Annotated in this window: 9 protein-coding genes; 5 read left to right on the top strand and 4 right to left on the bottom strand. The window is 60.0% G+C overall.

What is annotated here, in order from left to right; all coding sequences use genetic code 11:
- Positions 1-46 precede the first annotated feature (46 nt).
- The 5 genes from HMPREF2765_RS06970 (at position 47) to HMPREF2765_RS06955 (ending at position 7,805) form a co-directional block, all read left to right on the top strand.
- On the top strand, positions 47-3,205 hold the full coding sequence (locus tag HMPREF2765_RS06970) for a DEAD/DEAH box helicase (protein WP_070604932.1): 3,159 nt from the start codon (positions 47-49) through the stop codon (positions 3,203-3,205).
- Positions 3,206-3,711: 506 nt separating this feature from the next.
- Positions 3,712-4,782, top strand: coding sequence for a HesA/MoeB/ThiF family protein (locus HMPREF2765_RS09115; protein ID WP_080975574.1), 1,071 nt, complete (start codon positions 3,712-3,714; stop codon positions 4,780-4,782).
- Positions 4,751-5,992, top strand: coding sequence for an MFS transporter (locus HMPREF2765_RS06965; RefSeq protein ID WP_049346255.1), 1,242 nt, complete (start codon positions 4,751-4,753; stop codon positions 5,990-5,992). Before HMPREF2765_RS09115 ends, HMPREF2765_RS06965 begins: the two co-directional genes overlap by 32 nt.
- Positions 5,993-6,233: 241 nt before the next feature.
- Positions 6,234-6,854, top strand: a complete 621-nt coding sequence (locus HMPREF2765_RS06960) for a hypothetical protein (protein WP_005507641.1) — start codon at positions 6,234-6,236, stop codon at positions 6,852-6,854.
- Positions 6,855-7,073: 219 nt separating this feature from the next.
- Complete coding sequence (locus HMPREF2765_RS06955; RefSeq protein ID WP_005504316.1) at positions 7,074-7,805, top strand: metal-dependent transcriptional regulator; 732 nt, start codon at positions 7,074-7,076, stop codon at positions 7,803-7,805.
- Positions 7,806-7,899: 94 nt separating this feature from the next.
- Here the strand turns inward: HMPREF2765_RS06955 and HMPREF2765_RS06950 are convergent, their stop codons facing one another.
- The 4 genes from HMPREF2765_RS06950 to HMPREF2765_RS06935 form a co-directional block, all read right to left on the bottom strand.
- Complete coding sequence (locus HMPREF2765_RS06950) at positions 7,900-8,784, bottom strand: metal ABC transporter permease (RefSeq protein WP_049346253.1); 885 nt, start codon at positions 8,782-8,784, stop codon at positions 7,900-7,902.
- Positions 8,785-9,609, bottom strand: coding sequence for a metal ABC transporter ATP-binding protein (locus HMPREF2765_RS06945; RefSeq protein ID WP_049340483.1), 825 nt, complete (start codon positions 9,607-9,609; stop codon positions 8,785-8,787). It lies immediately after the preceding gene.
- Positions 9,610-9,831: 222 nt separating this feature from the next.
- Positions 9,832-10,794: a metal ABC transporter substrate-binding protein gene (locus tag HMPREF2765_RS06940; protein WP_005507646.1), complete on the bottom strand. Its 963-nt coding sequence runs from the start codon at positions 10,792-10,794 to the stop codon at positions 9,832-9,834.
- Positions 10,795-11,130: 336 nt separating this feature from the next.
- Positions 11,131-11,931: an exodeoxyribonuclease III gene (locus HMPREF2765_RS06935; RefSeq protein ID WP_049357434.1), complete on the bottom strand. Its 801-nt coding sequence runs from the start codon at positions 11,929-11,931 to the stop codon at positions 11,131-11,133.
- Positions 11,932-12,004: the final 73 nt, after the last annotated feature.

The raw sequence follows: 12,004 nt of genomic DNA, 5'->3' as shown, positions 1-12,004 counted from the left end.
GGGTTTCACGCCCGCTTTGTTTCTCTCCTCCAGCAGAAAAGTCACCATGGACCTTACCTTCACCCTCGCTGATCTGACCGCTACCTCCGCCTGCGAGCTGCGGCTCTACACCGAGCTTCGGGAGCGTGCGCAGAAGCAGTCTGCCCACCCGACCCACGAGAAGTTGGAGCGCGCCCGCGAAGCGTACCGCGAGTGCCTGCGGGTGCTAACCGAGGGCGGAATGGTCGGCAGTGCAGTAGTCGGCAGTGGAGTAGTTAGCAGTGAGCATGCGGGCGGCACAGCGCACCCGGTGCCCCTGGTGGCGACCTCCGCGGCGGGGCTGACCTACACGGTGGAGCTCGACCGCCTCGACTGCCCGGTTGCGGACAGCACCGCCGAGAGCAATACCGCCCTAATCGTTTGCACCCCGCACCTGGGTGAGGCGGCGTATCGGGCGCTATTGCGCGGTGCCCTGGCGGCGCACCTGCTGACCGCTAGTGCAACCGAGAGCGCCGAGAATACCGCGCGCCTCGACCTTCACCTAGAGCACGGCGTGGATGAGTACGGCGCAAATGAGTACAGCGCGGGGTCCGAATCGGGGCCCACCGAGCACGCTGAGCACCACTCCCCCGTTCCTCAACCTCACCGGGTTGATTCGGCACGTATTCTGCCGCTGATTCGCCTGCAGGAGCAGCGCCTCCTGCTGCTCACCGAGGCGCTGAACGAGGGTGTAGAACCGGCGGAACTTGCCGAGCGCATCCCCTATTTTCTGACCTGCGACGAGTGCCCGGCGTGCCTGAACGCGGCGGCTTCTCTTGCCCTCGCGACCGATGCCCCGGAGCTCGTCACCGAAGACACTGCCGAAGATACCGCCGAGAATCCGGAAACTGAGGAGCACCCGGTCATGTACCGGGTGCCCGCCGCGGTCGAGAACGACAGCGAACAGTACCGCCTGCAGTGCCTACTGGATGCCCAGCTCGCCTCCCTGGAGGAGCACGCGGCGGAGCACGGCTGGGGCGCCGGTGAGCTTGAGGCGGCAATGCTGCTGTCCATGACGAATTATCACCGCCGCGAGCGTGCCCCGTTCTGGCGTGAGCACATTCGCCGCCTGGAGGACGGCCCGACGGCGTGGGTGGCGAGCCGCGATTATGCGTACCTCGATCGGGTGCAGGTGCTTTCGGTGGAGCATGCGCATGCTCTTCTGAGCACCCCCGCCGATTTGGAGGCGCTTGCCGCCGCCATGAAGGAGCCCACCGAGGTGCCGGACGCCCCCGGCTGGTATCGTGTGCGTGGCGCGCAGGTGCGCCTGTTGCGTGCGCGAATTGAGGCTGACCCGAGCCTGGTGATTGCGCCCTCTGACCGTGCGGTGTTTTGTGCGTATGAGGCGGGGTTGAGCCCGCAGATTGCGCTGGACCGTATGGAGTCGCAGGTGAATTATTTCCGTGCGTCGAATCCGGGTGAGCGTGTGCCTGCCGAGTTGACGGCGACGGGTTTCTTTGGCTTGCGTGTGCTGGCTGTGACGCAGGGCGGTTTCGGTGCCGGTTCCGTGGATTCCGCAGATTCTGCAGATCCCGAAGAGGCTGCCGCAGAGTCCGGCAAGTCGACCGGCGAATCGGCTGGCGAGTTCTTGGAGGGGCTTCTGCAGGAGCGCATCCGCGTGAAGGATGAACCGCACCGTGCCCTGCCTTCGGGTATTGGTCCTGGCGATCCGGTGTCTACGGCGACGATTGAGGCGGCTCTGCAGGCCGATGTGCACGGGCTGCTGTTCAACGGCACCCTCATGCCGAGCGACCCCGTGCTTAATGGCCCCGTGCCCGGCGAGGGTTCCGAAGCTTTCAGCGAGTCCTCCGAGACTCCTGACCCGCCCCGCGCCCTGCCGAGCGTGCTCGATGCGGCGGCTTCGCTGACGGGGGTGAAGAGCGCCTCCGCGGATTTGTTGTTCCGCCGCGCTCCGCGCCTGAAGAAGGGCGCCTCGAATGCCAAAAATGCAGAAAATCTACCTCATGAGGTTGATTTTTCCGGCTCTGACCTGCCCACGGTGGGTGCCGTGCACGCGGCGGTTCGCGCTCTCGACCATTCCTATGTGGCGGTTCAGGGCCCTCCGGGTGCGGGTAAGACTTTCCTCGCCTCGCATGTGATTGCGCGCCTGGTGGCTGAGGGCGCGAAGGTGGGCGTGGTGGCTCAGTCGCATGCGGTGATTGAGAATCTCATGGTGGCGTGCTGCGCCCGTGATGGTTTTGATGTTTCGCGTGCGGTGCGTCTACGCGGCAAGTCGGTGACTCCGGACGCCCCGTGGTCTGAGGTGTCTGATTCTGAGCTGGTGGAGCTGATTTCTGGTGCAGGCGGCCTGCTGTTTGGCGGTACGGTGTGGGATTACGTGAGTGAGCGTCGCGTGCCTGCCGGGTCGCTGGATGTTCTGGTGGTTGATGAGGCGGGCCAGTTCTCTCTGACGAATACGGTGGCGGCGGCTCGTGCGGCACGTTCGGTGCTGCTGTTGGGTGATCCGCAGCAGTTGCCGCAGGTGTCGACGGGTGTGCACCCGTACCCGGTGGATGTTTCGGCGTTGGGCTGGTTGTCTGATGGAGCGGCGGCGCTGGATCCTCGTTTTGGCTATTTCTTGGGTGAGTCGTGGCGTATGGATTCGGCGTTGTGCGAGCGGGTTTCGTGGCTGTCGTATGATGGCGCGTTGGCGAGCGCGGCGGCGGCGGCTGGTCGCGCCCTGCAGGGTGTTGCGCCGGGTGTGGTGTCGTATCCGGTGGAGCATGCGGGCTGTTCGGTGCGTTCTGTGCAGGAGGCGCAGGCGGTGGTGGATTGCGTGCGCGAGTTGTTGGGTCGTGAGTGGGTTCCGGCGGCTGGTGCTGAGCCGCGCCCTCTGGCGGCGGAGGATTGCATTGTGGTGGCGGCGTATAACGCGCAGGTTGATTGTGTGCGTGAGGCGCTGATTGCTGCTGGTTTGGCGGATTCTTCGGGTGCTGGCGTGCGTGTGGGCACGGTGGATAAGTTCCAGGGTCAGGAGGCTGCGGTGGTGTTGGTGTCGTTGGCGTCGTCGCGGGTTGATTCTGGGCGCGGTGCCGGGTTTGTGCTGTCGCCGAATCGTTTGAATGTGGCGGTGTCGCGCGGTCAGTGGCAGGCGGTGTTGGTGCATTCGCCGTGGGTGGCGCGTTCGGTGCCGCAGGATGTTGAGGAGGTGCTGGCTCTGTCGGGTTTCGCGGGCCTGGTGGAGTAGCGCCCCTAGTGCGGCCCTTATTCTGCGCTCTTCTACACTCCCCCGCCTGCTGCGTTGCGGGGGCGTCTTTGGTGCGCCCGCAACCGGGTTCAATCGGGTTATTTCAGGGTTCGGTTGGGCGGAAGCACCAAGACTGAATTGTAGTCATCCTAACCCTAATGTCAATACTCAAAATGAGGAAAGTTTTTCAACATGAGTTCATGCATATGACCCATATCTCCACTATGATTTAAGACACCAACAGATGTTGGGGGTTGAGCTGACTCGCTCAACCAAGATTCGATAGCCATAGATGACTATCTGTCGAAAGGAACACCAATGGAACTCGATATTCAGGATTTGATTACCTCATCCGAAGATGAGCTCAAGAGGGCTCATGGTGGTACCCGTCCTCCGGCACATCGTGTAGGCGGACAGTAAATAACCACCTCCAGAGGGGCTCGGTAATCTCAGTTACTCGAGCCCCTCTACGCATACAAACATCCAACAGATAGAAAGATGGAAAAATGTACCCAAAGCTTCGATTTGGTCACTCAATTATAAAAATTAAAAACAATAGATTCATTATTGGATCTATAACACAAGGCATATCAAACACAATTCATGACCCCTCGGGAAATTTTAAGAACCTGAATGAGATTTTAACAGGAGAATACACGATAGATGAGGTAGTTATAAAGACATCAGAAATTTTAGGATTAACTCCTAAAAATTCAAAGAAAATTATAGAATCACTCATAACGATGGGTCACATAGAAGATGGATCCTACCTTAAATCATCTACAAAATCTAATAGGTACTCAAGAAGTCGTGAATTCTTTTCTTGGATTGACACTTCAGGAAGTAGCGACCCTTTTCGGGTGCAAAATATTCTGTCCTCCTCGAAGATTGCAATTGTAGGTCTTGGAGGAATTGGTGGATCCGTGGCCATGAACTTAGCCTCTTCAGGAGTATCTCAAATACACATAGTTGATTTTGACAATGTTGAAGAGTCGAATCTCAATAGGCAAATTCTATACACAGAAAAAGACCTTGGGCTCAAAAAATCAACGGCTGCCATGAAAAATCTCCAAAAAATAAATTCAGAAATTCTTATTACATCCGAAGATAAGAAAATTACTTCCTCTGATGACCTCATTAAATATTTTAATGAATATGACCTAGTGTACCGTTGCGCTGACAGTCCAGACGATATACCATTTTGGTTCTCTGATGCTTCATTAAAATCTGGTAAGCCATGGATTGATGCAAGCTACAATGGCCCAATAATTAATTGTTGCATCTATGACCCAAAGGTTACAGGATGCTATAGATGCATCCGTGAAAGTAATCTACGAAATATGACTCGTCTAGGTTACGAGGAAGCTCATACAGATAAAGTCCCAGAGATAAATGCTGCAATATCTCCTATAGTCCTTATATCTGGATCACTTGCCGCATATGAAGGAATTAGGTATCTTGCCAAACTTAAGCCACAAAGTTTAGGTAAAGCAATACATCAAAATATGTTCGATTACAGTAATTCATACACAGTGGAGGTCCCCCATGAGTGTCAACACCGAGCTACTCAAGAATAGAGATTTTCGAAATACTCTCTTCGCCATTGGAGCCAACCAGCTCTCAGACTCGATGAGCTATATCACCACGCCCATCATTATTTTGGCGCTGACCGGCTCCCCCGAAGCTGCGAGTATCACCCTCTTCGTCGCGGGTGTTCTTGCCACCTGCGCCGGGGCGATATCTGGAACATGGGTTGATAGAATCGGCCCCTCGAAGTGCCTGGCGCTGTCCTGCATTGGTCAGGCGTTGTCCTGGGTGGCGATTCTTCTTTACCTCGTTTTCAACGTCACCAATATTTACGTTTTGGTGATCACGATTTCTCTCGCCGCCATCATTTCTACCTTCGACTACCCGAGTGAACAGTCCATCATCACCCGCGTAGTGCCCAAGGAACACCTGGGGTACGCCTCCGGTATGGGCGAGACGCGCGAGTCCACCGCCAACCTGCTGGGTGGCCCGGTCGCGGGCATCATTATCGGGTTCTCGACCGTGCTCATGACCGCCGTTCACGCGGTCGTCAACCTGTTGGCGTTCATCGTCGCGCCCAAGAGCTACGGTGCTAGTCGGCAGCCCGCAGAAGAGGAAGAAGGAGAGAAAACCAGCTTCTGGCAGGACTCAAAAGCCGGTTTCGAGTACATCCTGAAGAACAAGGTGCTGGTGTCCATTGCATTCGTTTCAACGCTTGCGAACTTTGGAACGGTCGGTATTCCGCTCACCTTCATCTACTACTACACCCTGGAGGGCGCACACCCGCTCTTCATCGGCATCTTTGCGAGCGCCTTCGGCGTGGGCGTGCTGCTCGGTTCGTTCCTGGTCGGCCCGCTGACCGAGAAGTTTGCGCTCGGCCCGCTCGGTATCACCTCCCTGGCCATCATGTCGGCCTGCTACCTGTTGTTGCCGGTGGTTCATTCGATGCTGTGGGCGGTGTGCCTGCTGATTGTGCTGGCGGGTATTGTGCTCCCCTCCTTCAATTCGAGCATCATTGCGTACATTAACGCGTCCACCCCGGAGCATATGATCGGTCGCGTGCACTCGGTGCAGGGCATCCCGAATATGGCGCTGACCCCACTGGCTGTTCTGCTGGCAGGCTTCCTCATTGTTGATTGGGGTATTACGTACACGGCGCTGTTCTACGCGGTGTTCATTTTCCTGTCGCTGGTGGTGATGGTATTCCAGAAGCCGCTGCGTCAGCTGCCGCATATCTCGCAGGTAACGAACGCACAGTAGTTCCGCGGTAGCCCCGTCTATCAACTCCACTCAACGCCCCCGAAAGCGAATAATTCAACGTGCACTTGCATGAAAATTATTTTCCTTTCGGGGGTGTTCTACGTCCTTTCGAGGATTTCTGCACACAGTGCACGCTCACGATAATTCCCCTTATCAATGCGCATTTTTAGGGGTTTAAATGTTGCCGGTATTACGGCGAACCTTACGCCGCTTGTTGAAGGTTTTACGGCATAATAGGAAGGTGTTCGTTCTAACCTTTATTCAACGTTCCGCACAGCACTCACTCACTGCACTGTCGGACGAACTCGCAAAGCTCAACCCGCGTGTTGCCTTCGCCCAGACATACCCTGACGAAATTCAGGGCGCCTTCGACCGCGCCAGCGACGCACTCCATGCGGCGCTCATTGCCGCGCGCGATAACGGCTTCTGGGTCGGCATCGGAATCGGCGAGCTCAACATCCCCCGATTCGCAGGCGCACTCGGCGCCGTCAGCACCACCGACTGCACCGGCGACGCCCTCGAATTCTCACGCCTCGCCGTCGAAGAAGCACAAGGAGGCGCACCCGTACGCTGCATCAGCGTCAGCGCCGACAACCGCCACCTCGCCGACCTCGCCGCAGGCTCCGCACGCCTGCTCTACCGCGTATGCGCCGACCGTACCGACGCCGAATGGCGCGTAGTAAACCTGCTCGTACCCGGCGTGCGCGGCCAGCAGAAAGCAGCCGCAACCGCGCTCGGCATCACCACCCAGGCGGTCAGCCGCACCCTCGTCCGCTCCCTCTGGCATGAGGAGCAGGCGGCACGCGGTGCCCTCATCGAGCTGCTGACCCGTATTGACCGTTCGCGCCGCCGCGCCACCTAACCGCCGCCGCGCATCCCTCATTCTTTCGCGCCTGCCAGCCTTTCGTACCTGGTACCTGCCAGCCTTCTGTACCTGCCGGCGCGGAACCGAACACCTGATCCCGCCCGTGATGGTCGCCCCCTGCCAGGGGTGAACTATCCGGGCGGGACGCTTTTTAAGCCCGCGCTGAATACCCTGTAGCTCGACGGGCAAAACCAGAGAAAAGGTAAACTTATCTTTATGCCTCTTTCAGAACTTTCCGTCAGCACCCAGAACTACCTCAAGGAAATCTGGAGCCTCGAAGAATGGACCAAAACCCCTGCCACCGCATCCGCCCTGGCAGAACGCATGGGCCTGCGCATTTCTTCGGTATCTGACGGCCTCAAGCGCCTCGCCGCCGCCGACCTGATCGAGCATCAGCCCTACGGCGCTATTGAGCTCACTGAAACCGGCCGCTCCTACGCGCTGGCAATGATCCGCCGCCACCGCCTCATTGAGACGTTCCTCGTGGAGACGCTCGGCTACACCTGGGACCGTGTGCACGACGAGGCGGAGGTTCTGGAGCACGCGGTATCCGACTTCATGGTGGACCGCATCGACACCCTGCTGGGGCACCCGACCCGCGACCCGCACGGCGACCCGATTCCGGATTCTTCGGGGCATATTAGTTTTCCGCAGACCGTGCCGCTGAGCCAGTGCGAACCCGGCGAAACAGTCGTGCTCGAACGCATTAACGATGATGACCCGCGCCTGCTGCGTTACCTGCAGGGCCACGGTTTTGTGCCCGGCGTGCGCCTACACATTGAGGAGGGTGCGCCCTTCTCGGAGGCGGTGAACGTGAGCGTGGTCGGTGCCGGTTCCGGCAACCTGCACGAGACGGACGCGGCTGGCGCGGTGAAGCCCGGCGGCACCATTATTCCGTTGGGTGCGGAGGCGACCGCCTCCCTGTTCGTGTCCCGCACGGTGCGCTAGGCGCAGGGCGGTAGAGGCACCCTAGAATTTCAGAAAATAGCGCTAGGCGGAGGTCCCGTAAAGGGCCTCCGCCTAGCGCTGTATTGAGTTAGTTTTAGGAAGCTGAGGGCTCAGTTTTCGTTGCAGCAGTGCTGAGTCGGCGGGCACGCATCCTGCCCAGCAGACCGTAGCGCGGGGCGAATACGTACGCCAGGGCGAACAGTATGCCCTGCGTGACGACCACGGCACCACCGGGGGATACGTCCGCGTAGTAGCTGGCGTACAAGCCGGTCAGCGTGCCCACCAGGGAGACTCCCACGCTCACCGCGAGCATCGGCACGAACCGGTCCGTGATGAGGCGCGCGGTGGAGCCGGGGATGACGAGCATCGCCACGACCAGCACCACACCCACGATCTGCAGTGCCACCACGGAGGTTAGCGCCAGCATAATGAGCAGCAGCGCGCCGAGCAGACGCGGACGCAACCCCACCGCCTGCGCAAAGCCCGGGTCGAAGGCGTACAGCACGAAGTCGCGGCGCTTGACCAGCAGCACGGCGGCAACAATCACCGCGAGGATGGCGACCTGCCAGACGTCCGACCAGGACACGCCCAGCACGTTACCGAAGAGAATATGGTTCAGGTCGGTATTCGACGGCGTAACCGAAATCAGCACCAGACCGAACGCAAACATGGTCGTGAACACGATGCCGATCGCGGCGTCCTCGCGCACGCGGCCGCTGCGCCGCACCCCGCCGATAAGAGTTACCGCCACGAGGGCGGCAACCACCGCACCCACTGCGAAGGGCGCACCAAAAATATAGGCGAGCACCACACCGGGTAGCACCGCGTGCGAAATGGCATCCCCCATAAGTGACCAGCCGAGCAGCACGAGCCAGCAGGAGAGCAGAGCGCAGACGGCGGCGGCAAGCACGGTGACCACGAATGCGCGGAGCATGAAGGGCAGGGTCAGCGGCTCCACCAGAAAGTTGAGGATGTCCATTTAGTTCTTCCCTTCCGCAGAGCTGATCGTAGTAGTGCCGGAGGTAGCAGCGCCGGTAGCGACCGACGCGCCGGCGTCCACTTCCATGCCGAAGGCACGCACCAGGTTCTCGGGGGCGAGCACCTTCTCGGGGGTGTCGTGCATCAGAATATCGCCGCGTAGCAGTAGCGCCTCGTCGGCGAACTGGCGCAGGCTCGCCAAGTCGTGCGTGGAAACCAGCACGGTCGCGCCCTCGTCACGCAGCTGTTCGATGACCTGAATGAGCATCGCTTCGCTACGCTTGTCCACGCCGGCGAAAGGCTCATCCAGCAGCAGCAGCTGGGCGCCCTGAGCGATAGCGCGTGCCACGAAGGCGCGCTTACGCTGACCGCCCGAAAGCGCCCCAATCTGACGGTCGGCAAGGTCGGTCAGTTCCACGCGGGCGAGCGCCTCATCCACGGCGGCACGGTCTGCGGCACGCAGGCGGCGGGTGATGCCGAGGTTGCGGTAGCGTCCCATGCTGACCACCTCGCGCACGGAGATGGGGAAGGTCCAGTCGATTTCTTCGCTCTGCGGCACGTAGCTGACGAGCCCGGCGCGGTGATGGTGCGCGTTCTTGCCGCGGCTGCCACGGTTACCGCCGACGGGCTGCCCGTCGAGGGTGATGCTGCCGGCGTGCATGGGTACGACCCCCATGATGGCTTTGAAAAGGGTGGATTTGCCGGAGCCGTTCATGCCGATCAGGCCGCAGATACGCCCGGTGTCCAGGGTGAAGGATGCGCCAGTGAGGGCGCGGACTGGCCCGTAGTTCACGTGCACATTTTCGCAGCTGAGAAGAGTGCTCATTCCTTGTGTTCTTTCTGGTGGTCACCGTATGTGTGGGGCGGGTGTACTTGCTTGCGTGTTGCTGAGTGGGTGCTGTGTGAGCGAGTGTTAACGGCGTGGGAGGAGCGGAGCCAAGAAGGCGACGCCCCTCCTATCCTATCGGGGGTTTGGGGTTTACCCAGGGTTTTCGATGCCGGGGTTGGCCCGGGTTTATGCCGGGTTTATTCGGGGTTTATGCCGGGTTTAGGAGTTGCCCTTGAGGCCCGCAACGATGGTACGTGCGTCGTAGCGGATCATGTCCAGGTAGGTGGGCACGGGGCCGTTCGCCTCGGAGAGCGAGTCCACGTAGAGCACGCCGCCGAATCGTGCGCCGGTGGCGTCTGCGACCTGGCGCATCGGGTTGTCAGAGACGGTGGATTCGCAGAACACGGCGGGAACCTGGTTCTCGCGCACGTAATCGATCGCGGAGGAAATCTGCGAGGGGGTCGCCTGCTGTTCGGAGTTGACCGCCCAAATGTACTTTTCCTTCAGGCCCGCGTCTGCCGCCAGGTAGGAGAAGGCACCTTCACAGGTGACCAGTGCGCGCTGGTTCTCGGGCAGGGTGGAGATTTCCTTGACGAGCTCGTCACGCACGCCCTGCAGCTGCTTCTTGTAGGCTTCACCGCGGGTCTTGTAGTCGGCGGCGTGGGCCGGGTCGAGAGCACTAAATTCGCGAATCATCACGTCCACGTACTTTTGCACGTTGCTGGGGCTCATCCAGGCGTGGGGGTTGGGCTTGCCCGCGTAGGCGTCCTCGGTAATGGAGATGGGCGTGACCCCCTCGGAGACGGTCACGTGCTTAGCATGGGATTCTTCAACGAACTTCGCGAACCAGGATTCCAGGTTCAGGCCGTTGTCGAGCACCAGGTCGGCGGCGTGTGCCTTCTTCAGGTCGGAGGGGGTGGGCTCGTACTCGTGAATCTCTGCGCCGGGCTTGGTGAGGGATTCGACGTTCAGGTCGTCGCCTGCCACGTTGCGGGCGATGTCTGCGAGCACGGTGAAGGTGGTGAGCACGGTCTTCTTGCCGCTGCTGCTCTTAGCGCCTTCGGTGGTGCTGGAGGTGCTACCGCAGCCGGTGAGCACGAGTAGCAGGGTGAGTGCGAGGGCGGCGCAGAGCGCCTGGACGAGGCGGCGTGCGTTGCTGCCTGCGGGGGTGAAAGCGTTCATGAGGCATCCTTCATTGGAAGTCACGGGTTTGAGTATGTGGTTGATGTATGGGATTTGCCGCGCCGGGACGCTAGGGACACGGTTGTGTCTGCGCAGGCATCATAATGCGCTTTTGCCTGTCGTCCCGGGCGGAATTTAACAATAGTTCGGCTAGCCGAACTTTTCAACTAAGCCACACAGAAAACCCCGAAATATTGGCAGAAACCCAGGGGCAGGCATAGGAACAGCCGCCCAGAGACAGGCACACAGAAGCACCAGCAGATACAGCAAGGAGGCGAGGGACCCCTCCCCCGCCTCCTTACTACACGCGGTTCTACGGCAAGCTATACGCTCGGATTAGTCGGCAATCTCAACCACGACCGGCGTGTGGTCGCTTGCGCCTTCACCGGCGCGTTCCACCTTATCGATCCAGGCACGTTCCACGCGTGCGGCGAGCGCGGGCGAGAACAGCTGAAAGTCAATGCGCATGCCCTCATCCTTGGTGAAGCGGCCCGCCTGGTAGTCCCAGTAGGTGTACTCGCCCGGAGTGTGCGGGCGTACTACGTCCACCATGCCCTCTTCGAGTAGGGCGGCGAAAGCGCGGCGTTCGGGTTCGGAAACGTGGGTCATTTCGTTGCGCAGGAAGTAGTCTATATCCCACACGTCGGCATCCTCGGGGGCGACGTTCCAGTCACCGACCAGGGCAAGCTGCGACTGCGGGTTAGCCGCCAGTTCGTTGTGCACGTTCTGACGCAGCGCCTCCATCCAGCGGAGCTTGTAGTCCATGTGCGGGTCGGTCAGGCCGCGGCCGTTGGGCACGTAGAGGCTCCAGACACGCACACCGCCGCAGGTCGCACCAATAGCGCGCGCCTCCAGCGCCTCGGGCTCGCCGGGCTTGCCGAAGTGCGGCTGGTTATCGAAGCCGCGCTGCACGTCTTCGAGGCCAACTCGGGAGGCGATTGCCACGCCATTCCACTGATTCAGGCCGAAGTGCGCAACCTCGTAGCCCATGAATTCGAAGAGGTCGAAGGGGAAGGTTTCATCTTTGGTTTTGGTCTCTTGCAGGGCGAGCACGTCAACGTCGTGTTCGTCGAGCCAGTCTTCGACGCGGTTCTCACGGGCGCGGATTGAGTTGATGTTCCAGGTGGCAATCTTCATGCCTTCTAGCTTAGCGGGTATCGCGTTCCCACCTCATCGGAGCGTCCCGGTATAGCACACCGCCCGCCTGCGT

This window comes from Rothia sp. HMSC062H08 (assembly GCF_001810775.1).
Lineage (GTDB): Bacteria > Actinomycetota > Actinomycetes > Actinomycetales > Micrococcaceae > Rothia.
Note: the sequence above shows the minus strand (reverse complement) of the source record. Positions and strands in the feature narration are given on the sequence as shown.